21 protein-coding genes are annotated in these 25208 nt (G+C 47.3%); 9 read left to right on the top strand and 12 right to left on the bottom strand.

Going from position 1 to position 25208, the window contains the following annotated elements; translation table 11 throughout:
* Positions 1 to 49: 49 nt before the first annotated feature.
* Both QUA42_RS02045 and QUA42_RS02050 read left to right on the top strand, forming a co-directional pair.
* Positions 50 to 529 carry an NUDIX domain-containing protein gene (locus tag QUA42_RS02045; RefSeq protein WP_333036304.1) on the top strand — a complete coding sequence of 160 codons (480 nt, stop codon included), beginning with the start codon at positions 50 to 52 and terminating at the stop codon, positions 527 to 529.
* Between the two features lie 585 nt (positions 530 to 1114).
* Positions 1115 to 2803, top strand: coding sequence for a hypothetical protein (locus QUA42_RS02050; RefSeq protein ID WP_333134649.1), 1689 nt, complete (start codon positions 1115 to 1117; stop codon positions 2801 to 2803).
* A gap of 240 nt (positions 2804 to 3043) precedes the next feature.
* Here QUA42_RS02050 and QUA42_RS02055 read toward each other — a convergent pair whose 3' ends face one another.
* Positions 3044 to 3781 (bottom strand): class I SAM-dependent methyltransferase, encoded by a 738-nt coding sequence (locus tag QUA42_RS02055; RefSeq protein WP_333134651.1) that lies wholly within the window; start codon positions 3779 to 3781, stop codon positions 3044 to 3046.
* A 7-nt stretch (positions 3782 to 3788) separates the two neighbouring features.
* Positions 3789 to 3986 carry a hypothetical protein gene (locus QUA42_RS02060; protein ID WP_333134653.1) on the bottom strand — a complete coding sequence of 66 codons (198 nt, stop codon included), beginning with the start codon at positions 3984 to 3986 and terminating at the stop codon, positions 3789 to 3791.
* A gap of 570 nt (positions 3987 to 4556) precedes the next feature.
* Here QUA42_RS02060 and QUA42_RS02065 point away from each other — a divergent pair.
* Together QUA42_RS02065 and QUA42_RS02070 are read left to right on the top strand one after the other, a co-directional pair.
* Entirely contained in the window at positions 4557 to 7100 is a 2544-nt protein-coding gene (locus QUA42_RS02065; RefSeq protein WP_333134655.1) for a mannose-1-phosphate guanyltransferase, read from the top strand.
* 178 nt (positions 7101 to 7278) lie between these two features.
* Positions 7279 to 7836, top strand: a complete 558-nt coding sequence (locus tag QUA42_RS02070; protein WP_333134657.1) for a single-stranded DNA-binding protein — start codon at positions 7279 to 7281, stop codon at positions 7834 to 7836.
* A 162-nt stretch (positions 7837 to 7998) separates the two neighbouring features.
* On the opposite strand, the gene QUA42_RS02075 is transcribed toward QUA42_RS02070, so the two are convergent.
* Both QUA42_RS02075 and lipB read right to left on the bottom strand, forming a co-directional pair.
* Entirely contained in the window at positions 7999 to 8346 is a 348-nt protein-coding gene (locus tag QUA42_RS02075; protein WP_333134659.1) for a hypothetical protein, read from the bottom strand.
* A 364-nt stretch (positions 8347 to 8710) separates the two neighbouring features.
* Positions 8711 to 9391 (bottom strand): lipoyl(octanoyl) transferase LipB, encoded by a 681-nt coding sequence (gene lipB / locus QUA42_RS02080; RefSeq protein WP_333134661.1) that lies wholly within the window; start codon positions 9389 to 9391, stop codon positions 8711 to 8713.
* A 151-nt stretch (positions 9392 to 9542) separates the two neighbouring features.
* Here lipB and hpf point away from each other — a divergent pair, with 151 nt between their 5' ends.
* Positions 9543 to 10196 carry a ribosome hibernation-promoting factor, HPF/YfiA family gene (gene hpf / locus QUA42_RS02085; RefSeq protein WP_333134664.1) on the top strand — a complete coding sequence of 218 codons (654 nt, stop codon included), beginning with the start codon at positions 9543 to 9545 and terminating at the stop codon, positions 10194 to 10196.
* Between the two features lie 583 nt (positions 10197 to 10779).
* Here the strand turns inward: hpf and QUA42_RS02090 are convergent.
* From QUA42_RS02090 to QUA42_RS02100, 3 genes are all read right to left on the bottom strand, one after another.
* Positions 10780 to 11238 (bottom strand): peroxiredoxin, encoded by a 459-nt coding sequence (locus QUA42_RS02090; protein WP_333134665.1) that lies wholly within the window; start codon positions 11236 to 11238, stop codon positions 10780 to 10782.
* Positions 11239 to 11526: 288 nt separating this feature from the next.
* Positions 11527 to 12423, bottom strand: a complete 897-nt coding sequence (locus tag QUA42_RS02095; RefSeq protein WP_333134667.1) for a metal ABC transporter permease — start codon at positions 12421 to 12423, stop codon at positions 11527 to 11529.
* Positions 12424 to 12563: 140 nt separating this feature from the next.
* Entirely contained in the window at positions 12564 to 13373 is an 810-nt protein-coding gene (locus QUA42_RS02100; protein WP_333134669.1) for a metal ABC transporter ATP-binding protein, read from the bottom strand.
* Between the two features lie 102 nt (positions 13374 to 13475).
* On the opposite strand from QUA42_RS02100, the gene QUA42_RS02105 reads away from it, so the two are divergent.
* The gene (locus QUA42_RS02105; protein ID WP_445301280.1) at positions 13476 to 14711 is read left to right on the top strand and encodes a metal ABC transporter substrate-binding protein; all 1236 of its coding nucleotides are present in this window, start codon (positions 13476 to 13478) and stop codon (positions 14709 to 14711) included.
* Positions 14712 to 14898: 187 nt separating this feature from the next.
* Here QUA42_RS02105 and QUA42_RS02110 read toward each other — a convergent pair whose 3' ends face one another.
* The 3 genes from QUA42_RS02110 to QUA42_RS02120 are packed head-to-tail and all read right to left on the bottom strand — an operon-like array spanning position 14899 to position 15902.
* Positions 14899 to 15492, bottom strand: coding sequence for a hypothetical protein (locus QUA42_RS02110; RefSeq protein ID WP_333134671.1), 594 nt, complete (start codon positions 15490 to 15492; stop codon positions 14899 to 14901).
* A gap of 4 nt (positions 15493 to 15496) precedes the next feature.
* Positions 15497 to 15619 carry a hypothetical protein gene (locus tag QUA42_RS02115; RefSeq protein ID WP_333134673.1) on the bottom strand — a complete coding sequence of 41 codons (123 nt, stop codon included), beginning with the start codon at positions 15617 to 15619 and terminating at the stop codon, positions 15497 to 15499.
* A 13-nt stretch (positions 15620 to 15632) separates the two neighbouring features.
* The gene (locus QUA42_RS02120) at positions 15633 to 15902 is read right to left on the bottom strand and encodes a YciI family protein (protein ID WP_333134675.1); all 270 of its coding nucleotides are present in this window, start codon (positions 15900 to 15902) and stop codon (positions 15633 to 15635) included.
* A gap of 483 nt (positions 15903 to 16385) precedes the next feature.
* Here QUA42_RS02120 and QUA42_RS02125 point away from each other — a divergent pair, with 483 nt between their 5' ends.
* Entirely contained in the window at positions 16386 to 17114 is a 729-nt protein-coding gene (locus QUA42_RS02125; RefSeq protein WP_333134677.1) for a hypothetical protein, read from the top strand.
* 213 nt (positions 17115 to 17327) lie between these two features.
* Here the strand turns inward: QUA42_RS02125 and pheT are convergent, their stop codons facing one another.
* Positions 17328 to 19772 (bottom strand): phenylalanine--tRNA ligase subunit beta, encoded by a 2445-nt coding sequence (gene pheT / locus QUA42_RS02130; RefSeq protein ID WP_333134679.1) that lies wholly within the window; start codon positions 19770 to 19772, stop codon positions 17328 to 17330.
* A 534-nt stretch (positions 19773 to 20306) separates the two neighbouring features.
* On the opposite strand from pheT, the gene QUA42_RS02135 reads away from it, so the two are divergent.
* Positions 20307 to 21938, top strand: coding sequence for a serine/threonine-protein kinase (locus QUA42_RS02135; RefSeq protein ID WP_333134681.1), 1632 nt, complete (start codon positions 20307 to 20309; stop codon positions 21936 to 21938).
* A 74-nt stretch (positions 21939 to 22012) separates the two neighbouring features.
* On the opposite strand, the gene QUA42_RS02140 is transcribed toward QUA42_RS02135, so the two are convergent.
* A complete protein-coding gene (locus QUA42_RS02140; protein WP_333134682.1) occupies positions 22013 to 22171 on the bottom strand; it encodes a hypothetical protein in 159 nt (52 codons plus the stop codon).
* On the opposite strand from QUA42_RS02140, the gene QUA42_RS02145 reads away from it, so the two are divergent.
* Positions 22158 to 25196, top strand: a complete 3039-nt coding sequence (locus QUA42_RS02145; RefSeq protein WP_333134684.1) for an MASE1 domain-containing protein — start codon at positions 22158 to 22160, stop codon at positions 25194 to 25196. The genes QUA42_RS02140 and QUA42_RS02145 overlap by 14 nt on opposite strands.
* Positions 25197 to 25208 lie beyond the last annotated feature (12 nt).

The raw sequence follows: 25208 nt of genomic DNA on the forward strand, positions 1-25208 counted from the left end.
CTAACATCTGCCGCTCGTTAAACCTTTTGCTTAGGGAATATCTACTTCTATGGCTCGCGAGCCGATTCAAACATGGTATTTTACCCTAGTTGTCGTTCACTTAGAAGACCGTTTTCTACTGGTACAAGAGCGCAAGTACGAGCAGCAGTGGTATCTCCCTGCAGGGCGAGTGGAAAAAGGGGAAACTTTGCTCGAAGCTGCTATGCGTAATACCCTTGAGGAAGCGGGCATTTCCATCATCGTTGAGGGAATTCTCCGGGTAGAGCACACAGTGATGCCTAAGGGCAATGTGCGCCTCCGAGTCATTTTTGTGGCTCGTCCACAAGATAAGACGCCGCCCAAGAGTAAGCCGGATGAGCATACTTTGTGCGCGGGCTGGTATTCTCTCAAGGAATTAGACCAGTTGTCGTTGCGGGGAGAGGAAGTTCGGGAAATGTTTCAATATATGGCAAGTGGCGCTCCAATTTATCCCATCGACTTGCTCACCATCGAGGGAGCTCCTTTTAAAAATTACCGCTATCGCTGGTGAATCAAGGGGCTTTTGAGATGGCCGCCACAGCCTCCGCGTACAACGCGCACCAACTCGATCAGTTTTGAGTTTTTTGATCTCGTAACCGAATTGGAAACGCCGATCGATCCGTTTGCTCGATCGTGTGTAATGAAATAATTAGGCCCCTGAACCCGAAAAAAGACGGTATGGCAACGGCGCAGTCTGTTTTTTCCATCGCCCCAGTCCGGCCCGCCTGACGCCCGACTCACCATTCTCAACAATAACTGAGAAACCGCGTATAGGATTCGGCCAAAGGCATTCGGCAAGAAAAACAATGGTTTCAGCAATTAACAACGTCCTCACCCTATTTGCGGTTGCTATACAAGCGTGCAACCCGGCAAAAAACCGGGTTTCTAGGCTTGAGTGCTTGAGGTGAGGGTCGCCAAATCTCAATAAAAGTCGATCGGGCAATTTCGATACCGACCGTGCTAAAATTATACCTTTGAATTCCGCAACCGCAACTTTTAAAATCACTCCAAAAAAATATCAATTAATAACTATTAACTTCTCATTCCCAATTATCAATTCTCAATTACCAATTACCAATTCCCCATTCCCATAGTCATGACTGACTCTTCCTCCCTAGCCAACACCCTTTCCGAACCCCTGCGCCAGCCTTTTTGGTGGGCAGCCCTAGCTTCTGTCAGCCTGCACGGAGTCCTCGGAGCAACTGCCCCGACGCTCTCAAACATACTTTATGGTGGAAATTCCTCAAAAAATATCCCCGGTTCTGTCGGCTTAGTAGAACTAACTCCCGCAGAAGCCGGCCGCCTGCCACAAACCATACCACCGAAACCGTCTAATACGCGATTTACGCCATTTTCTATCGCACCAGTTCCCCTTCGGCCAGCGCCAAAGTTAGCCCCGCCCTTGCCCCCCCCACCTGATACCATCAACTTGCCCGCCATGCCGCCGGGAATGCCCCCTCCTGGATTTTTTTCCCCTCTGCCTTATTCTCCTCTCCCGCCCTTAACGGCTCCAACAGCCCCGCCACCTCCCAAAACTCCATCCCCAACAGTCAGAGCCCCCTCCCAGCCAATACCCACTTTCGTCCCACCCGTACCTCCCAGCGGTTTCCTTTTCCCACCCTTACCTGGTAATTTTGATCGCAATATCCCGCCACCACCATCGCTGCCAGAAGCGCCCCAGCTTCCCGGCGGCGGCTCGGAAGATGAAGCAGAGGCGCTCAAAAAGATCATAGCCAGTAGAGGCGGACTTCCACTATTTCCAGACGGAGCTCCAGTCTTTACCCCGGAATTCCCAATTGCCGGCAGGAATGTGGGACCCGATGGAGTACCAAAATTGACTCAAAAAGATCCCAATAAAAGGAATCTCATCGCAGAAACTCAGTCCGGCCAACCGGGTTCAAACTTACCCACCGACAAAGAGGCACTACTTGCGGCTGCACAGACCTATGTTGCTTTGTTTGAGAAATTCAAAAAGGCTTATCCTGACTTGGAAATGACGAACCCGACTCCTGTGAACGTCCCTTATCCCGTAACAGCTTGTTCGCAAAAACTCCAAGGAAGAGCAGTTTTTGGAGCAGTTGTCAGCCCTCAAGGCTTGCTCAAGGCCGAGCCACAGTCGATCGTCCCCACGGGTTACGGTATTCTCGATAATGCGGCTAAAATTGCGATTATTAGCCCTTCTCTAACATTTGAAGCAGCCAGCACGCACAAGCTTTACCAACTGGCTGTCGAGTTTAAGTACGACGAAAAACTTTGTAGTGGCATTCCTGTCACCCCAACCAGGCCCAACCCACCAGGCCAGCAGCAGCCAGCGCCCGCCCCGGCAGCGCCCAGCAGACCCACAGGTCAGCAGCCCTCCCCAGCGCCTACTGAAGTGAAGCCGCAATTTGAGAAGCCGCCGGCCCCGTCGAACAAACCGCAGCCAGGGGCCCAACCGTCGCCGTCGGCACCCAAGCCTGCTGCTAAACCGTCGCCCTCGCCTGAACCGAAACCAGCCGCGGAACAGTCACCTTCTCCTCAACCGCAACCCGCCCAAGAGTCTCCGCAGCCCGAAGCTGCGCCTTCTCCTGCTGCCGAAGTGTCTCCGCAGCCCGAAGCTGCGCCTTCTCCTGCTGCCGAAGTGTCTCCGCAGCCCGAAGCTGCACCTTCTCCTGCCCCAGAAGTGTCGCCCTCGCCGGAAGCTGCGCCTTCTCCTGCTGCCGAAGTGTCGCCCTCGCCGGCCCCGGAAGTGTCGCCGTCACCGTCGCCGGAAGCTGCGCCATCTCCTGCAGCTACCGAAAATTAATTGGGCATCGATAATTGGCAATCGGGAATGGGTAATATCCAATCTGCTTGCTTGACTATTGTGAGTTAGTAGTTAGTAGGGTGCGTCAGCTTAAATATTTGTTGGTTCTCAAACTAATTTATACTTGCTGACGCACCCTACTTGATCCACTAAGAATAAAGTAGTTTTTCGTCTGCCCGACCAGGCTTGGGACGCTTGAAGTTTTGACTACAAAGCTAATTACCTATTCCCCTTAACCTCTCAATTGTATTGAACTTTATACATTTGAAATAAGTCGCCACTTTGCTTTTTTACTACCTTAGCGCCCGCAGCTTTAATCATTTTTTCCCAATCTTCTATTGTCTCTAAAAATACTTCGCCGGCTCGATAAGTTTCCAAAATTGCCCAATCTTCTGCTAAAGGAGCATCGGGGTTGAGGACATCAAAAACAAAATGACCGCCCGGTTTTAGTACCCGCTTTACTTCTCCCATGACACTACTCCAATAGTCTATGGGATAGTAACAGCTAAAGCCTGTAGCGAGGCATAAATCGAACTGAGCCTCCTCGTAATTTAACAGGTGAGCGGGAGCCCATTCTACGCCTTTGAACAGCTTAGAATTGAGCTGAGGGCCGCGAGCGTTTAAGGCGTCTCGCGCTGCGCTGCTGATTTCTTGACCGTAAAAATATGCCTCCCAATCCCGCCAAGGGTAGATGAGAAAGCTGACTCCGCAGCCAATGTCTAAACAGCGCTGATTTTTTTGAGGTTTGGCAATTTTCCAGAAGGGAGAAACTGTTTTTGCTTGGAGAGTTCCTGCAACTGATTCTAGGAAAATCGGCATTGCTTCGACTTCTTCGGGTAAAGCGAAAGCTTCTCCCCGGTATTCGCGATCGAATCGAGAAGCGACTTGCGACAGTAAAACTTGCCAGCTATCTGATTTTCCTTTAGCAAACCAAGTCTGCTCCTGACCCGCGGCTGGGCGCTCGGACTTTTTAGACATTCTTGAATTACCTTTTAGAAGCTTTGAGAGCTTTTGTAAAGTTTTGGCGGTAAGGCTTATTAAAAATTAACGCGGGCCAGAGCAGCGAGAGCTTCAGGCGATTTGTAAAACTTCTGTCGAAGTTAGTGCGCTCGAAACCATTCCAAAATTTCCAAATACCGCCACCGTAAGCGATCAGCAATGCCAAGCTAATTAACGTACTCATTTAAAAAACCCCTAAGCAATGGATAGGATTTTGGGTCAGCTAGTCAAAGCGCTACCCTTAATCTATCATTTATCAGACGCCAAGGCGCACCGATAGCTGTAGTAATTCCACCTTCAGAAAGAGACTTCAAAATCCCCGCTGGCCACAAACTTAAAAATAACACCCCCGAAATAGCTTTCACCGAGCAAGCAAGAAGGGACTTCTGCCAAAAGTCGAGGATTCAGAGCACTTATACGATTGAAGAATTCAAGAATTAAAGAATTGGGAATGACTGATGACAGAAGGGTTTCGAGCACGGGCCTACAGTTGCATTCTTTTTTTTAACTGGTATTACCCAACATCCCCTACAAATCCGAGCTCGACCGGGGGATTGGTGCGATGCCGCAAGTTCTAATTCGGTTGAAATCGGTTGCTGTTGGGGGACGGCCACGCCGAACGGGATTTCCCAGACGTGTGACTACTCGAAGATATTTAAGTAAGAACTGATTGCTGGTGGCCCACGAATTACAGCAGGCAAACTTTTTCTAGCGGACAATAGCGGTAGAGAGCTTTTTAAGCAAGGAGGATTTTATGCGTGCAGTGCTGATGGCTGGGGGATCGGGAACGAGGCTCAGACCCCTGACGTGCGATTTGCCCAAACCGATGGTGCCGATTCTTAATCGCCCGATCGCAGAACACATTATTAATTTGCTAAAAAGGCATCAGATTACGGAAATTATTGCGACGCTGCACTACCTTCCCGATGTCATGCGCGAATATTTTACTGACGGGACAGAGTTTGGCGTTCAAATGACTTACGCTGTGGAGGAAGACCAACCGCTGGGTACGGCTGGTTGCGTCAAAAATATTGCTGAACTGCTCGATCGAACTTTTCTGGTCATCAGCGGCGACAGCATCACAGACTTCGACTTAACGGCAGCGATCAAATTTCACCGCAGCCAGCAATCCAAAGCCACGTTAATTTTAACTCGCGTTCCCAACCCGATGGAATTCGGGGTCGTGATTACCGAGGAAAATTACCGCATCAGCCGCTTTCTGGAAAAGCCTTCTAGCAGCGAAATCTTCTCCGATACGATCAATACCGGCATTTATATTTTAGAACCCGAAGTCTTGGATTACCTGCCGGTAAATCAGGAGTGCGACTTCTCGAAAGACTTGTTTCCCCTGCTACTGGAAAAAAATGAGCCGATGTACGGCTACATCGCCGAGGGTTACTGGTGCGATGTCGGCCAGCTAGATGTTTACCGGGAATCTCAGTACGACGCGCTGCGGGGAAAGGTCAAACTGGATTTGAGCTACTACAACGAAGTTCGATCGGGAATTTGGGTAGGTCAGAATACTTTTATTGACGATAGCGCGATCATCGAAGTACCGGCCATGATCGGCAACAATTGCCGAATTGGAGCCCGAGTTAAAATCGATGCCGGTACAGTGATCGGAGATAACGTGACTGTCGGGGCGGACGCCAACCTCAAACGTCCCATCGTCTGGAACGGAGCAATTGTCGGTGAAGACGCTCATCTTAGGGCCTGCGTGATTTGCCGGAGCACCCGCGTAGACAGGCGCGCTCACGTCCTCGAAGGTGCTGTCGTCGGTTCAATGTCCATCGTGGGAGAAGAAGGGCAGGTGGGACCAAGCGTGCGCGTCTGGCCGAGCAAAAATATTGAATCCGGCGCTCTGTTAAATCAAAATTTAATTTGGGGAGAACAAGCTAAGCGGAATTTGTTCGGTCAGCGTGGCGTTCAAGGACTGGCAAATGTGGATATTACCCCGGAATTTGCGGTGAAATTGGGCGCTGCTTACGGCTCGACTTTGAAACCGGGGACTTCGGTATCGGTTTCTCGCGACCAGCGGAGCATTTCGCGGATGGTTTCGAGGTCTTTGATTGCGGGTTTGATGTCGGTGGGAATTAATGTGCTCAATTTGGAATCGACGGCAATTCCGATCGCGCGCACGGTTTCGTCTACGATATCAATTGCCGGCGGCATTCATGTTCGCATTTCGCCCGATCGATCCGACCACATTTTAATTGAATTCTTCGATATCAAAGGCATCAATATTACTAAAGGAGCGGAGAAAAAAATTGAGGGGGCTTATTTTAAGGAAGATTTGCGGCGAGCTCTAATTCCGGAAATTGGAGAGATGACGTACTTTAACCAAGCTCTGGATGTTTACAACCGCATTTTTGAGCGGCAGATGAATGTTGAGGCAATACGCTACAGCAATACTAAGGTGGTAATCGATTACGTTTACGCGGTTTCTGGAGCAATTTTGCCCCAAATGCTTGCCAAGTTCGGCTGCGATGCGGTGGTCCTCAATGCCAGTCTCAAGCAAACTTCTCTAAGCAACGGGGAACGGGAATATTTGCTCGACCAACTCGGCCGGGTGGTGAAAGCACTCAGCGCTAATTTTGGAGTGCAGGTATCGGCTAACGGCGAACAGCTCATTTTGGTAGATGAGTCTGGGATAGCGATTCGTGGGGAAATGCTGACGGCGTTGATGGTAAATTTGATGCTGACTTCTCATCCCAAAGGTACAGTAGTAGTGCCGGTGCATGCGTCTTCTGCGGTGGAGGCGATCGCCCGACGCTATCAAAGCCAGGTAATCCGCACAAAGGCGAACCCAACTGCTTTGATGGAAGCCGCTAACAGGAACCCGAATGTGGTTTTGGGCGGCAGCGGCCTTATGGGTTTTATTTTCCCGCAGTTGCATCCCGGATTTGACGGAATGTTCTGCATTGCTAAAGTGATAGAAATGATGACGATTCAGGAGCGATCGCTCGGACAGATCAAGGCGGAACTTCCCCGCATCACCCACCGCAGTTACAGCGTCCGCTGTCCTTGGACTATCAAGGGTTCGCTGATGCGACATTTAGTAGAAACTCATTCGCCCGATCGTTTAGAATTATTAGATGGAGTGAAGATTTTTAACTACAGCGACGACAATTGGGTATTAGTTTTACCTGATGCTAGTGAACCGACGGTTCATATCTTCGCCAACAGTGAGGATCGAGATTGGGTATCTGAAACGTTGAAGGAGTACCGCGCCCTCGTTCACGATTTTGTCAGTCAAGCCGAGGCGGCGGTACTCCAAGATAAATTTGGTAACGTGTAATCCGTAATCGGTGACAACTAATAGCCAATAGCGCCGAAAAATCAGTAATTACCAATTGGCAATTGGCAATTGGCAAAAGCAAGACGCACAAGTCATCGGTACACGGATAGCTATTTTTTCCTTCTTCCTTCTTCTTTCTTCCTTCAACATCCAATTCCCAATTACGCACAGATAACAGATGAATAGCTGCATTTTGATGGCGGAAATAATTCAACAACCGCAACTCCGTTATACTCCTGACAATCAACTTCAAATCGCTGAGATGTTGGTGCAGTTTCCCGGCCCAAAACCAGAAGATCCGCCCGAACATTTGAAAGTGATAGGATGGGGAAATTTTGCTCAAGAAATTCACGAGAAATATCACGAGGGCGATCGCGTGATTATTGAGGGGCGGCTGAGCATGAATACGATCGAAAGAGATGGTATTAAAGAAAAGCGCGCTGAACTGACAGCTCAAAGGATTTACAGTGTCGGCGCCGATGCAATGAGTTCGGCTCCGCCAACTAGAACCGCCCCGGAACCGGCTCAAATTCGCGACAGCGCGCCGACTAATGTGCCGAGCAATGTAGTGCCTTTAGGATCGCGGAACCGCAGTTCTAACAGCGCTCCAGGTGGCGCTAACCGCACGTCTAGTTCGGATTGGAACTCGCATCAGTCTTCTAATTCTGAGTCTGATCGCCCCTCGGGTTCGTCTAACGAACCGGAAAATCCCGATTACGATCCGATTCCATTTTAAAAATTAGGGTGCATCACTTTACGAGCGCTCGCAAAACTTCGCCGTTCGATCGAAAGTGACGCACCTTAATTTAAGGGCGATCGCACTTTAGGAAAAAAAGGGCGATCCTCTTCGAGGGCTGCGCTAACGAGTTTGGCTGAACTACGAGCTAAATTGCAAATTTTAGAGTTCGATCGTCACAACTTTTTTCTTGCTTTTTTCGTCGCGCAGCACGACTGTATTGTAGGGTGATGTATCCGTCCCCAGCGGAATTGGCAGCTTAAAGCTATCGCTCTTATGCTTAAGCGGGCCTAAATCAATGCTTTTCGTTATATTGCCATCTGTGGCCAGATAAGCGGTAAGTTCGCCTTTATAATCTTCAATCAAAAAGTCTCTGAAGAAAAGGACTTCCCCACCCTCGGTATCATCGATAGCAAGGATGACCGTACCCCTAAACGTTGCGCCTTTTTGTTCTTCATCAACCGTGGCCATTTTAATTTCCGAGGGGTCTTGACCGGACATATCTGGCATAAATTTTTTCTCCTGAACTGAGCGCAATAATTAACAAGAATCTTACCTGACGCTAGGGGCGATCGCAAAACTCTTAGGACGTATTTCTGCATCGGTCTTGCTTCTCTCTAAGGTTAGAGAAGCCCGCGAGCGCGCATCATACCACCAATTCTCTCAATTCTTGAGTCAGTAAGTATAGACAATTAAAATTATCTCTATAATACCCCCAAGTCTCGCAAACACCGCCGCGTTAATTCGATTCGATATTTAGCATCCTTAGTCTGGAGTTTTTAAGTGATTGGGTGGAGAACTAAGCCTGATGTTTTTGATAATTTAAGAGCGATCGCACTATGATCGTTAGGAGTAAGGTTGACAGCGACGCACCCTACACATTCGATCGCACAATTTCCACTGCAAAAACGCGAGCAAACTCAGCGACAACGATCGATCGCACTTGATCGACCTCAATTCCGGGGATAAACTGCTCTAAACTCCCAACAGGTCGATCTGGAATCCCGCAAGGTACAATTTGCCCAAAACCGGCGAGATCGGGACAAACATTTAAAGCGAAACCGTGCATCGTAATCCAGCGGCTGACTTTAATGCCGATCGCACCTACCTTGCACCCATCTACCCAAACCCCAGTCATACCGGGAACCCGCGAACCCTTCAACCCACAAACTTCCAGCACCCCCAGCAGCACTTCCTCCAACTGCCGCAAATACCAGTGCAAATCTTGTTGGTGGCGCCGCAAATTTAAAATCGGATAGCCCACCAATTGTCCCGGACAGTGGTAAGTCACCTCGCCGCCCCGCTCAACTCGGTGCAGTTCCGGCCCAGTTTGACTTGGGTCAAATTTCAGAAATTCCAGCTTTGCTCCCAGTCCCAAAGTGTAAACCGGCGGATGTTCCAGCAAAATCAGGACATCTGGCAAATCTGGCTTGTCGCGGCGTTCTTGCACGAGTTTTTGCTGGATTTCCCAAGCTTGGGAGTAGGGCACAAGTCCCCAATCGAGTAGCAAGCAGGGTTGTACATTTAGTGGTTGATGGATTAGAGGAGAAACCATGCAAAAAATCAATAGTATTTTTACGGAATATTCGCCCAGCTTAAATCAAGAATTGTCAACATATAATAAAAGATTTGGAAGATAAGTGTTTTCCAGAATACATAGTGCTACTGTATAAAATATACCCAAGTTACAGAAGGGAGGGAGCTCTATGAAGCTTGTTATCCAGGGTAAAAATATAGAAATCACCGATGCGATTCGCGAGTACGTCAATCAAAAGGTGGAAAAGGCAGTTAGCCATTTTCAAACTTTGACGACCGAAGTGGACATACATCTATCGGTGGCTCGTAACCCCAGGATCAATCCTAAGCAGACTGCTGAGGTGACAATTTATGCTAATGGCAGCGTGATTCGGGCTGAGGAAAGCACGGAAAGCCTGTATGCCAGCATAGATTTGGTTGCCGACAAGATAGCTCGTCAACTGCGGAAATTTAAGGAAAAACGTCACGACAACAAGACCCAGAGTAGTGCCAAAACGGTTACGGTAGTTGAGGAACATCCTGTAGTAGCGGATCTGATTGGCGATCGAACTCCCGAACTTCCTGCTGAGGTGGTACGGACTAAGTATTTTGCTATGCCTCCAATGACGGTGCAAGAAGCTTTGGAACAATTGCAGATTATCGATCACGATTTCTATATGTTCCGTAATGCGGAAACAGACGAAATTAACGTACTCTACGAACGCAAGAGTCACAGCGGCTATGGAGTTATCCAACCCCGCCACAGCAACGGTAACGGTAATAGCAAAAATGGCAAAACTGCCGAAAGCGCTACATCTGAAAAATCCAGTTTTGCAAAAAGCTAGATAATTGCTGAGTGCTAATTGTTAATGGCTGCAAGTCGTTAGCAAAAAAGGACTAAAGTCCTTACTACGAACCACGAGTTTTTAGTAAGGACTTTAGTCCTTTCTTGGTTTTTTAATATAATGATTCGTAGTAAGGACTTTGCGGATATTTTCAAGAGAAAATGGATGAGTTGTTGATTCGCCCCCAGATTTAGCTAGAGAAATTGATCTCACCTCTGGCACGCAGTTCGATAATTGTCACATTCTAGGAGTGCCCGAACTTGGGCCATACGCACGGCGAGGGCTACAAATCAACGTCTTGCAAACCGAACAATATATTGGTCTGATGTTAGTCCTACTTTCGCCAATATCTGGATTGTCGAACTGGTGAATCAGTACACTCAGCCGAGTCAATTTGCTGCCAGAACCCCCTCTATTCAAGCTTTTAAAAGTTTGGTAGAGGAAAATCTCTACTCTCAGAACTTTCTTCCTCACTAAAAACCGTTAGTTCGCAGTCATAAATTTGATTTTTTCTGGGTTTTTTAGAAAATGAGGCATGAGGACTTTCGTCCTCACTACCAACAATATATTTAAGCAAATCCATCTAAATTTTGATGGTTTCTAAAGCTTTGAGTGCTTCTGCAACGTGTGCTTTGAAGTCTAACATGGAGTCAAAAATATGCTTGACAACGCCTTCTTTGTCAATGACATAAGTTACTCTACCGGGCATAATCCACAGGGTAGCTGGAACTCCATATAATTGCCGAACTTTGTTGCCCGTATCACTCAGCAGTGTAAAGGGTAGCTGATATTTTGCAGAAAATTGCTGGTGCGATTGTTGCGAATCTTCGCTAATTCCTATGACTTCTGCACCTGCGTCTTTGAAGACTTCGTAGCTATCTCGAAAAGCGCAAGCTTGGGTGGTGCATCCCGGTGTGTCGTCTTTGGGATAAAAGTAGACTATGACGTTTTTTTTCCCTTTAAAATCTTTGAGGCTGACTGATGTGCCAGTTTGAGATGGTAAGGTAAAATCGGGTGCGGTGTCTCCTACTTTGACTGTCATGTTTTTTAACTGAGTAGCTCTGTTTGCGTGAAAATTTAACTTTTGTTATTGTACAGTTTTTTTGAGCAATAGTTCGTAGTTGCGATCGCCAGATTCGATATCATCCCATTCTTGCTTTCTCGCAATCCTAAAAAAAACCGTTTTTACACAATCTTGATGCAGCCAACGATTCGCAGTTACGGAGATTAATTGAAGAGGCTTTTTTGAACCGCACATTCACGGGGATTAACGCAGATTCTTATTAACAAGGGGATGGGCGGCGTTGAAGCGTTACCACAAAGTTATTTTTTATCGGCCTTTAGTTAAATTTTTTAATTCCCGCCAGATTGGAGGAATTTGACCGGAGTGTGTGCGGGGCTGGGTGAGGATTCCTTGAGTGGGACTGAACAGCAATGATAGCACAAAGAATCCAGATGCAACTAAAACTATTGCGGGGCCAGAGGGTAAGTTATAGAAGTAGCTGAGATACATTCCGCTAATGCTGGAAATCACTCCGATTATTGCGCCTAAAATCATTACTTTGTGCAGGCGAGTGACTAGGAGATAGGCGGTACTTGCAGGTGTAATTAATAGGGACAAAACTAGCACTACGCCAACGGCTTTGAGGCTGGCAACTATTGTGAGGGCGATGAGTACCATCAGTCCGAAGTTGAGCAGGTTTACTGGCAAACCTGTTGCTTGTGCTCCTAATGGATCGAATGTGTAAAATAGCAGTTCTTTGTAAAAGACTACTACAACTAATAAGACTACGGCGACAATGACGGCTGTGTCGATCGCATCTTCGACAGTAACACCGAGGATGTTGCCGAAAAGAAAGTGGTTGAGGTCGATTTTGTTGTCTTTTTGGACGATCGTAATTAGGGTGATGCCGAGGGCGAAGAATGCGGAAAAGACAATGCCCATTGCCGCGTCTTCTTTGATTGTCGATCGAGCTTTGATCCAAGCTATGATTACTGTACTCAAAACTCCGGCAATGAAGGCACCGAGAAAGATATTTGCTCCCAGGATAAATGCGATCGCCAATCCGGGCAAAACCGAGTGGCTGATGGCGTCTCCGAGCAAGGCCAGCCGCTGTACCATTAGGTAGCTGCCGACGATCGCGCAGACGATGCCGACGAGAATGGCAATTATGAGCGATCGCTGCATAAATCCGTACTGCAACGGCTCAATTAAGGTTTGTATCATAAAATTATAAAATCACAGCTAACTAATGACTAAGCACCAAAGCAACCCGCTTGGATTCGAGATTTATCGTTGCCCAACCCAAGATTATCAAAAAAAACTGGTTCAAGAGCGTAACTCCTAGATTAATGACTGCTGGCTAATTAAGCGGCTTGTCCGGCAAAAAACATTACTTGTCCGCCGTAGGCGCGGTAAAGGTTTTCTTGGGTTAGCACTTCTTGGCGGGAACCAGCGGCAATCAATTCTGTATTAAGCAAAATTAAATCATCAAAATTGGTAATTGATTCGCCTAAGTCATGGTTGACAACTAAGACGATTTTCCCGGCATTTGCTAGTTGGTGGAAAATGTCAAAAATGATATTTTGAGTTTTTTGGTCAACGCCGACAAACGGCTCGTCAAAGCAGAAAATAGCGGCTTCTTGGGCTAATGCTCTCGCTAGAAATACTCGCTGTTGCTGTCCGCCGGAAAGTTGTCCGATCGGTCTGTCTTTGTAAGCAGTCATGCCTACTCTTTCTAAGGCATCGGCAGCGGTGCGGCGACTAGCTGCCGAAAAGCGGCGAAACCATCCGGCTTTTCTGACTCTTCCCATCATCACGACATCCCAAACGGTGGCGGGATAATTCCAGTCAATTTGCGATCGCTGTGGCACGTAGGCTACTGTTTCGAGTCGATCGGCGATCGCTTCTTCGCCCCAGGTAACAGTGCCGCGAGCTGCCGGAATTAAGCCCAACATTGCTTTGATCAGGGTGCTTTTGCCGGCACCATTGGGGCCAATAATACCCGTCAGCCTTCCCGGTTTGACGGAAAGATTGATATCTCGGAGTGCCTCTACCGTGCGGTAGTTTACTGCTAAGTGCTTAACAGCGATAATTTCAGTGTCGGTAGCGCTGTCTTTGAGGTCGCAAACCATTTTAGACCAAGGATTCTCGTTGGGGAAGGCGGCGGTATTCATTGCGGTGACTCTATCTCCTTTTTATTAAGTTTACTGTAAAAATGAAAAGAATATGAAATCATCGGTAAATAGGAATAATCGGGAACGCACCAGAGGTAGATAATGCGACAGTCCAAGCTGGAAACCCCTCAAACTATAGGTTTTGTGGCGAAAATCTCAAGTAGGTTAAAACTTATATCTTCCACCATGCTCAACGATCACGATCTGGGCGGGCTATTCGCCCATCCCACCAGAATATGGAATCATTGTGAAACAGGAATCTTGCCTGTGGTGGAGAAGAGTGCAAAATGTGAGTTAAAACCAACGACAATTGTGAAGCAATCCTATCAAGGGGAGTTTAGCAGTGAGTTGGGGATTGAAACCTCCCGCCCTGGATTGAACAAGTCCAAGGTATTTTGGATTAGAAGTATTGCCTGCGGCATTGTGACTTTGGGTTTATTGAGTTGCGCTCAAACCCAAGGCGATCGCCTATCTCCAGAGGCAGATGCTAAACCCAAGGTAGTTGCTACCAGCACAATTATTGAGGATTTGACCGATCGAGTAGCGGGAGGCGAAGTTCAGCTAACAGGAATTTTGCAGCCGGGAACCGATCCTCACGTTTACGAACCGGTGCCCAAAGATTCTCAAGCTTTAGAGCAAGCTAACTTAATTTTGTATAACGGTTACAATTTGGAACCGGGATTAATTAGGATGATGAATGCCGCCGGAATTAAGGCGCGGAAATTAGCAGTGGGGGAAGTTGTCAAGCCTTTGCTACTTAATAAAGAAGGCAATACAGTACCCGATCCGCACGTTTGGGGAAATGTGGAAAATGTAGTTCAAATGGTGGAAGCAATTCGGGATGCGCTAATCGAAGTGTCGCCGGAAGATCGGGAGAAGTTTACCCAGAATGCTGTCAAACTTACTGAAGAGTTAAAACGTTTGGATAGTTGGATCGAAAAAGAGATTAAAACTATCCCCGAAAATAAGCGCGAATTAGTAACAACTCACGATGCTTTTCAATATTACAGCCGGGCCTACGGATTGGGAAGTGCTGGCAGTTTAATCGGGATTAGTACGGAGGAACAGCCGAGCGCTCAAACGGTGCAAAAGTTAGTAGAATCGGTGAAAGCTGCGGGAGTTCCTGCTATTTTTGCCGAGACTACAATTAACCCGCAACTGATTAGAACAGTGGCGGAGGAAGCGGGGGTGAAATTGGCGGCGCAGCAACTTTATTCTGATTCAATTGGGGCGCCCGGAAGCGAGGGCGATTCTTATGTGAAAATGATGTCTGCTAATACTCGCGCCATCGTCGAAGCTTTGGGGGGGAAATACACGCCGTTTGAAGTTAGCAAGTAGCAAGTATGGTGCCCCGGAAGAGTTTTATTTTCTCTGCGGGGTGACAGCTAGCTGACGCAGCCTACAAGTTTCAGTAGGCTTGCATTGCATAAGTCTTTGATTGATACAGAAACCGCAGATGTAAGGCAGATAAACACAGATAAACGCAGATTGTTGAAGGAATTGAAAGCTTGGGAATGCGAGAGGTCTAGTTTACCTGCTTCGACAAAATTAAATTGAGCACGTTCAATTCGTTGGAACTTAAAAGATATTTATCTGTAAAAATTTTTTCTCGGCTTTGTTCTAAACTGTAGCTTCTAAACACGATAAATGGGAAGTCTCGATACTTGTGTCCGATCGGCATTACACTATCTACAGGGTAGAGCGATCGCACATAAGCCGACAAAATATCCCGAAACCGCCTGTCTTCCGGTTCTTCCAGCTTGCTGTCAGCAAAATACTCCTGCATTTCCTCCCCGCTGACAAAAGCAAACAGCGGTATGGCATAATAGCGATCGAACTGCTGACTCTGCTGCTCGAAATACTGAGTTTTCTCCACATCGCTGTTGAGAAATTGCAAAAGCTCGATCGCACCTCCTCTAATTGCTGATATTACATTCTCCGGGGACGAATCGCTATCCCTAATTAGACGCATTTTGTGCAGCAACTTCTTCTCTAGACATTCCTTAATTTCTCGATGAAGCCGTATCTGGTATGTTTCTCCCAAAGTGCGATCGGCTAGAGGTACTATCAACAAACTACCGCAAACATGACCAATCTCTAGATTATCATAGCTCAGCAAACCATCAAGAGGATTGCACTTTTGCGTTAAACGGGTTTTGAGTCTGCAAAACTTCTAAAATCTTGTCCAGCAAATCGCCATAGTCTACTGGAAGTAAATCGCTGTCGTCCAATCTTAAGATGTTCACCCTGTTAACTCCCTTAAAAAGCTTGAATCCACTCTTTCACGTCGTATTCTGTCCAAACCTGATTTATCCAATAAGGATCTGCTTCAACTAATTCTCGGACTGCGGCTTCGTCTGCGGCTTCGTAGATTGCGAAAACTTTAGTTAAGTCTTTTGTAGGGCCGATGGTAATCAATACTCCGGATTCTTTTTGCTTGGCAAGTCCTGCTAAGTGCGCATCTCGAAACGGAGCGCGTTTTTCGAGAACGTCTTCGCAGTAACTTCCCCACATCACATATTTTGTCACGGTTTTGAGCCTTAGATGAATTTGTTTAAAAATTATTGTACAATAAAAGTAGTAGGATTTAATCCCAATTTTCAAAACTCACGCAATAGTATTCATAGGGTGCGTCGCCCTCGACCATCACCAAAGAAAGATCGAAAATCGAATAGCGACGCACCCAGAGACAATATTTGAGCAAACAACCCTCCGTTTCACTCCGCCCAACATTTGTGGTGTAGTAATACTTTTAAAAAAAAACTCCTTAAAGATGAGTTGAGCAGTTGGAAGCTGAGTTAGAAGCGGTGGATGTGAAAATCGAGTAGGATTTATGACGAAAATAATGGAATGGTTGAGTAATAACTTAGGTGTCTGTCATCCCCGGTCTTGCAAGTGTCTTGACGCAAAGGGACATGGTGTCGTAGACTGCGAAACTGAGATAAATGATAGAATGGCTCCTCTTTATACACTGAGGGCTGAGAGCATCAAGGTTATTAGAGGAGAATGAGTATGCAGTGCAAATTATGCTTGCAAGAAAAACCACTAATTAAAGAATCGCACATTATACCTAGAAAATTTTTCCAAAAAGCATCTGATAACATAGATAAGGGATTTGGATCTGTAAAGCATGGAGATCGAGCTGGTCGATTATATTCAATAAAATCTAAATCATATCAACTACAAAGTGGAATTCACGTTCGAGATATTTTGTGTGGAGATTGTGAACAAAAATTAGGAATCTTTGATAACTCTGCTCAAACTATCTTATTACAAAATAAAGATATCGAAAAAAATGATGAAAATTTATGGAAAGTCCCCAATATTCACTACACAAAGTTAAAATTGTTTTTTATGTCTGTTCTCTGGCGCAGTCAGATATGCGATCATCATTTTTTTTCTGCGGTCAAGTTAACCAGCGATTTAGAAGCACAATTAAGAGATATGATTATCCAACAGAATTCGGATATCGAAAATAAATTTCCGGTTATTTTATTGAGATATTCGGGAGTAGAAGCTAATAATTTTTATGTATCTAAGTGGGATCAACCCTGCGAAATGTATTATTTTAGACTAGGAAATTATACTTTTATTATAAAAGTAGATGAAAATAGCTGGCCCGACCCTTTTCAAGAATATATGCTTAAACCTGAAGAGGACTTGTTAATTCCCGTGTTACCTTATAAAGAAACAAAAGGTTATCAATTACTCCTAGATAATATTGACAAATATAAACCATGATTTTTTTTAAGGCAGTAGTCGTAGGGTGCGTCGCCCTGAAAAATCCCTAACTAAATATGGAAAATCTCATAGCGACGCACCTTGAACCATGTTTAAAAAACCTTGTTACCAAATAATTTTTGGGTTTGTTGGCTAAATCCGCGATGGTACAGGTGCGTCGCTATGGTATTGTCGATCTTGATCAGGGCTTTTCGAGAGCGACGCACCCTACGGTTAGCTTCTGAGGCTGACGCCGAATTTTTCCACTAAAACATCGCGGACTTTTTGTTGGGCGGGTTCGACATCGGTTTCGCTCAAAGTTCGATCGCCCGCGCGGTAAACTAACCGAAAAGCCAAACTCCGCTGTCCCGCCGGCACGTTGTCGCCTCGATATTCGTCAAACAGTTCCACCGAATCCAGCAAACTACCCGCCGCCTTTTTCATCGCACTCTGCATCTCAACAACCGGAACTTCAACCGGTGCGAAAAATGCAATGTCTCTGTCAGAAGCGGGGAAACTCGAATAACCCGCGAATTTGCGAGTTAAGTTTTTCGATCGCCCTAATTCACCCACCAGCACCGCTAAATCTAATTGAAACACGTAAACCTGCTCAGGCAAATCCTTTTCTTGCTGCAATTGCGGGTGCAACTGTCCAAAAACCCCTAAATGTTTCCCGTTTAACGATAACGCAGCCGTGCGGCCCGGATGCAAGCGTGTATTCGAGGAATCGCTTTGATATTCCACCGACAAACCCAACTCCTGAAATGCGCTTTCCAAAATACCTTTTGCCTCAAACCAACTCAAAGGTCGATCGCGCCCTCCCTGCTGCCATTTCCAAACAGTCGGATCACCGCCAATAATCCCCGCAATTGCATCGGCTTCCTTCATTGCATCCCCATCTTTCCAGAAAATGCGGCCGACTTCAAAACCGTTTAGCGCCCCATTTCCCTGTTCCAAATTGTACTGGAAAGCATCAATCAAACCCGACAGCATTTCTGTCCGCAAAGCCGAATACTCCACAAACAGCGGATTCGCCAGCACAACCTGATTGTCTCCCTCTGTTTTCACCAAAGAATAGTGCATCAACTCCGTCAAACCGGCCGCCCGAAAAGCCGATCGCACATTCCGAATTGCCGCATATTCCGCTGACAAATAACCGGGTTCAGTTTTGCTGGGCAAAGTATCGCAGAAATTGTCATAACCGTGGAGTCTGGCAACTTCTTCAATTAAATCGATTTCCCTTTCTAAATCCCGGTAGCGGTAAGGCGGCACAGTCACATTCCATACCCGTTCTTTTTCCGTTGGAACAACTTCGCATCCCAAGGCTGTGAGAATATTTTTTCCCTCTTCCGGTTCCAGATATTTAGAACCGCCCGTTTCTCCTCTTTTCAACTGCCCTAAAACCTGATTTACTCGGTCTAAACGCAATTCGATCGATCGGCTAAAACTCAAATTCTCGCCCGAACTCGCCGTTTTCTGCACCGTCGCAGTGCCTCCAGCCAACTCCAAAATTAGGGATACAGCGCGGTTGCAGGCCGTCGCCAAAGCCGCCTGATTCACCCCCCGTTCGTAGCGGATCGATGCCTCGCTACGCAAGCCTTGAGCGCGCGCAGAACGGCGAATCGTTGCCTGGTCAAAAATCGCTGCTTCCAAGACTAAATTTTGCGTTCCTTCGTGAACTTCCGTGTCTTCGCCGCCCATTACCCCAGCCAAAGCTACAGGTTTGTCGCTAGCAGTAATTAACAGATTTTGAGCTTGCAAATTTCGGTTTTGTCCGTCCAAAGTTTTGAATGATTCCCCTGTTTTGGCAAAGCGGACGCCGATGCTGATATCTTGAGTACCCGTGAAAGATTGCAGGCGATCGCGATCGAAAGCGTGCAGCGGTTGTCCCCATTCCAATAAAATGTAATTAGTTACGTCCACCACATTATTAATCGGCCGCACTCCCGCCGCCTGCAACCGCTGCTGCAACCAAGCTGGAGAAGCAGCAATTTTCACACCTTCAATTGCCGTGCCGATGTAAATTGGGCATCCTTGCGGTTCCGATATTTCTACTGCCAAACCAGGACTTTCTTTCCCCTCAATCGCCCCACCATTCGCTGCGGGAATTCTCAAACTCGCCCCAGTCAGCGCCGCCACTTCCCGCGCCACGCCCACCATGCTCAAAGCGTCAGCACGGTTGGCAGTTGCTGTCAAGTCTAAAATCACATCGTCTAAACCCAAAAGTGGGCGAATATCGCTGCCCAATTCGGGATTTTCTAACTCGAAAATGTGAATCCCGGCTGACTCTTTAGATAGTCCCAATTCCGCCAGGGAGCAAATCATTCCTTCGGAAGGAACGCCTCGCAATTTAGCAGGTTTAATCTTTAAATCAATAGTCGATAAATAAGTGCCGACAACAGCGACAGGCACGTAAATGTCTGCCCTAGCGTTCGGTGCGCCGCAAACAATATTCAAAGCTTCTGAGGAACCCACATCCACTTGACAAACTCTCAATTTGTCTGCATTCGGATGCTGTTCGCAGGCAATGATTTTGCCCAAAACTACGCCGCTTGCCCACGGGCGGCGGTCTTCGATTTCTTCAACTTCAAAGCCTGCCATTGTCAGAGTTTCGGCTAATTCTTCCGGCGATATTGCCACATCCACCAATTCCTGCAGCCACTTTAGAGAAATACGCATAATTTAGATCAGTAGTTAGTTGTCAGTGCTCTGTAGTTATTAGTCATTAGTCGGCGCCGACGGGCTACGACTTTTGAGTCCCAGAATTTATTCGGGAAAGCTTTTCATAGCATACTAATTTAAATTTGTCAAGACTGTTAGGGTACACATCAGCAAAAACGAGGGATCGGCCCAAAGGTAGATGTCTACTGGGGGATGAGTAGCATTCTCATTCAGAGAATGAGGTATGCTAGATACATCTAACAACGCAAAAAGCACTTAAGTTTAGAAAGACTTTACACAAAAAAGCACAACTTTAGCAAGTCTTTAAACTATCTTCAAGGATAATCAACCGAAAAAACTCAAACCAGCGAGATAATCAAAATAGGGAAAAGATATCTGCATAAAAGACTTAGGTGCAATTCCAATTCGCAATCGAAGGCACGGCTTGCCGAAAACTGATAGATTAGTATGTCTACCAGAAGCAGGAACAGGCTATTTGTGCAGTCGAGCGACGCTGACAAGATCAGAACAACATAGGCAAACTCAATCAATATGAGCTACTGCGTAAATCCGGGCTGTCCCCATCCTCAAAACCCTGCTGACTCTATTCTTCAGTGTCAGACTTGCGGTGCGCGGTTATTGCTGCGCGCTCGCTACCGAGTCATTGAACCGTTAGGACAAGGAGGTTTTGGAGCTACATTTCTGGCAAAAGACATCTCATTGCCCGGTCAACCGAGTTGTGTAGTCAAACAACTGCGACCCAGTAGTTCGTCGCCGCGAGTTTTAGAAATGGCGCGGGAATTATTTAAGCGAGAGGCAAAAACCCTCGGCCAACTGGGCGACCACCCGCAAGTACCGAGGCTGCTAGACTATTTTGAAACGGAACACCAATTTTACTTAGTTCAAGAGTATGTTAAAGGCTCGACTTTGAAACAAGAAGTCAAGCACTCAGGCCGTTTCAACGAATCTGATGTTAAAAATTTTCTATTAGAAATTCTGCCAGTAGTGCAATATATCCACAGCCAAGGAGTAATTCACCGAGACATCAAACCGGCAAATATTATTCGCCGAGTTCAAGACGGGCACTTAGTTCTGATTGATTTCGGAGCGGTAAAAGACCAAGTTAGCCAAACAATATTATTAGACCCCGCCGACCAAAGCGCCAACACGAAATTTTCAGTCGGCACATTTAGTTTCGCTCCCCCGGAACAAATGGCGCTGCGACCGATATTTGCCAGCGATATCTACGCGGTGGGGATGACTTGCTTGTACTTGCTGACAGGAAAATCGCCCAAGGATTTAGATTTTGATGGAGTAACCGGCGAAATTGTTTGGCAGCCCCACGTTCAGGTAAGCCCAAATTTTGCGCGAATTCTCGAAAAAATGCTGAAGCCGATGGTTGGTCACCGCTTCCAATCGGCAGCAGATGTCCTCAGAGCTCTCTCCGGCGAATTTGAAGACCCACGTCTTGTCGAGGGCTTGGCAACTCAATTCAACGGCTCTTCTCGTGCAGTTGAAGAACCGACAATATTTAATGACGAGGGTTCTTCGTGGTCACGGCCTGAGAGCAAAATTAATCAAGATTTACGATCGAACCACACCCGCGCTGGTAGAACTTCCTTCAGCCAATCCGGGAACACGGGGATGCAGCCGAGAGTTTCCCGGACTCTGGCTGAGTCCGGCAGAACTTTTGGAACGGTTGGACCTTCTAGTGGCAATTTAGCAGCGTCAAAGCTATCAAAAGTTGCTCCTAAGTGGGACACCAACAGCTTGCGAGCGGCATATTTTAAAGGCAAGCGCGATTTTGCTGACTGCGAACTGTCGGGTTTGCAACTGCAAAAAGCGCAGTTAGCGGGAAGTAATTTTTATCAGGCTAGGTTGGTGAAGGCAAATTTGCAAGCAGCAGATTTGTCGGGGGCGAATTTGGGTCACGCGAGGTTAATTCAGGCGAATTTGCGAGATGCTAACTTGACTGAGGCTTATTGCAGCACTGCCAATTTTGAAGGGGCGGATTTCCGAGGCGCTGACTTGACGGGGGCTTATTTGACTAAGGCGAATTTGCGGGGAGCAAATTTGTGCGGGGCGAATCTTACCAACGCTACAGTTTCTGAGGAACAACTGGCAATGGCAAAGACCAATTGGCTTACTGTTAAGCCGGATGGTAAGCGGACTTTTGGATTTTAAGCAGTCATTGGTCAGTAGTCATTGGTCAGTAGTCAGTAGGCAGTAGGCCGTTGTCAAAAGTCAACAGTTAACAGTCAACAGTCAACAGTTAACTCCCCACTCCCCCAGTCAGGTGAGTCGTCAGGAGGAAGTTCGATCGCCCCAAAGCCGCCTAAATTAAAACTAGGAATGGAGGATTCGATCGCACTCAACATGAAATTGCTCAACCCCCGCACTCGAATGCTTCTGTACACCGGCATCCTGGCCCTGGCCTACTTTGTTACCGGAAAACTCGCAGTGTCGATGCTGGGACTGGTGAAAGCCGAACCCTCCCCCGTGTGGCCGCCCGCCGGTATTGCTCTAGCAGCACTGCTACTGCAAGGACGACGGATGTGGCCGGGAATTGTCCTCGGTTCGGTGTTGTTAAACTCTACCGGGGGTATACCGTCGGCTGTCATTGCCACATCGGCCTTTAGCGTCACCCTGCAAGCCCTGGCTGGAGAGGCTTTACTGACTTGGAGCGGATTTTCTACCAAACTCGATCGATTGCGAGATGTTCTGGCTTTGGTAGCGGGCGCTGTCATCGGGTCTACTTTGGTCGGCTCTATCCTCGGCAACTTGGGAACGTGCATTTTTGGTTGGGCTCAGTGGAGCAATTTCTCTCGCAACTGGTGGACTACGTGGCTCGGAGACGGCATGGGAATTTTGATTGTGACGCCTGTGCTGCTGACTTTGAACCACGCCGTTAACAGTTTTAAATTTCCACTAAAACCCCGCATTATTTCAAGTTTTATAGCACTTTTCAACAGGCAGACTAATCAATTACCCATTACCAATTGCCACTTATTAATTACTAATTTAAGCCCCAGATTTTCTGGAAGTGAACACCGCTATAATCTTTTATTTTTAATTATTAATTTTTCAGAAGTAGCGCTATGGCTAACTCTTTTGCTGAGCGTTAGCTGGCTGTTTTTTTGCTCGAAAACACAAGCGGCAATCGCTCTGTATCCGCTGGAGTATCTGCCTTTTCCTCTGATAGTTTGGGCTGCCCTGCGGTTTCAACCGGCGGGAGCGATTTTTGCTTATTCGATCGTCTCTTACATCGCGATTTGGGGAGCAGTACAGGGAGGCGGCCCCTTTTTGGCCAAAAGCGATAATCTCAAACAGGCGGTTTTATTTTTACAAGCTTTTACCGGTACGATCGCCCTTGTGGCTCTGATGTTGGCCGCCGCCGTAGCAGAACGCCAGCAAGCGCTGGTGGAGGTGCGCCGCACGGCTGCCATGCTGCGCGATCGCGAAGCTAGTTTAGCCAATGCTCAGCGCATCGCTCAGTTGGGAAATTGGGATTTAAATTGCGCCGCCCTCACAGCAACTGACAACTGCCAAGAATCCGCAGAACATCGTATATCCCATATCGAATTGCGGTGGTCAAACGAACTTTACCGCCTCTTGGGTTTTGCTCCGGGAACTGTCAAACCGACACCAGAAGTTTTTTTGCAGGCTGTACATCCAGAAGACCGAGAATTGGTGGCGCGATCGCAGCGCCAAGCTATGTTGGAGCGCAAAGCCTATTGCATTAACTACCGAATTGTGCTGGCAGATGGCTCCGAACGCACTGTCTGCGAACAGTCGGCAATTGAGTCAGGGGCGATCGCCGCCACAGTCCAAGACGTTACCGAACGCCACCGCACCGAAACCGCTTTGCGGGCGTCCTCCGATCGCGATCGCTTGCTCTCAGAAATCGCCCTGCGAATTCGCAACTCTCTCGACCTCGAAGAAATTCTCAACACTACTGTTGCCGAAGTCCGGCAATTTTTCAAGGCAGACCGCGCTTTCATCGGTATTGTGGACGCGGACGGGGTAAATCTTCCTAACCCGGTATACGGTAAGGTTGTGGCCGAGTCTGTGGGTGCTCAATGCCGTTCTCTTTTGGGGTGGGTACTTGCTGACGAGAATCACCTCGAAAGCCAGAAAACTTTTTATGCTAACAACCGGGTCCGAACTATCTCCGATACTGCTAGCGTTCAACTGAGCGTTCCAATTGCCCAATTGTACAGCGACTATCAAATTCGCGCGACGTTAAATGTGCCGATCGTCCTGGGGGATGAATTGTTCGGGATATTGGCCGTCAACCAGTGCTCGGGGCCCCGCCAGTGGCAGGAATTTGAAATAGATTTGTTGGAAAAACTCGCTACCCAAGTGGCGATAGCTCTCCAGCAAGCCCAACTTTTGCAGCAGGTAAAAGCTCTCAATGCCAACTTGGAATCTCAAGTGGAGGAACGCACCCGCCAACTACAGCAAAAAATGCACGAACTGCAAGAAAGCAACCGCCTCAAAGACCTATTTTTGCACGCAGTTTCTCACAATCTCCGCACTCCAGTTATGGGAATGTTAATACTGCTGAAAAATTTGCTCAACAAATCTGCCTCTGATTCTCTACAAGATATTCCGGTTTCTCGATCGATTTTGGAGCGGATTGTTCAGGGCAGCGAACACCAGTTGACTATGGTTAATGCTCTGCTCGACGCTCACGCTAGCGAGGTGAAAGGTATTGTTATCAATACTGTACCGCTGCATTTGCCGTCTTTAGCTTCAGCCATTGTTGCGGATTTAGAACCGATGCTGGCCAAAAATCAAGCAACTTTGACTCAGGATATTCCGGCGGATTTGCCACAAGTCAATGCCGATCGCCAACACTTGCAGCGGGTGCTAGAAAATCTGTTGACTAATGCTATTAAACACAATCCTCCGGGAGTCAATATAACTTTTAAAGCCGAGGTAATTGAAGTTGAAACAGTGCTAAGTTATGAAGAAAATTTACAGCCTTTAACATCGCCCAATAATCCGCTCGCCCGCTGTATCGCTAACCGGATATCTGCTGCGGGCGATCGTCCTGGGATGTGCGAAACAAGCCAGAAAAATCAGGAAACCCTGGCCAAATTTCACCTCGACGGCAGTTGCAAGATGCCCCGCTATCAGGGTCAAATTGGCAATATCGGCAGCAAATTGCCCGGAGTCACCGTAAAAATGGTTCGCTGTACTGTAACAGATAATGGAGTGGGAATCAGCGCCAAACAGCGGGAATCTCTGTTTGAACTTTACGTTCAAGACCCTAATAGCCGACAATTAACAGGGCTGGGTTTGGGATTGTACCTCTCCAAGCAAATTATCAAAGCTCACGGCGGCTCGATCGGCGTCGAAAGCACTCCCGGCGGTGGTTCAACTTTCTGGTTTTGCCTACCTGCTGTCAACTCGGACGATCGATCTTTGTCAATCTAAAATCTAAAATCT

The sequence above is a fragment of the Microcoleus sp. Pol11C2 genome (genome assembly GCF_036701505.1).
GTDB lineage: Bacteria > Cyanobacteriota > Cyanobacteriia > Cyanobacteriales > Microcoleaceae > Microcoleus.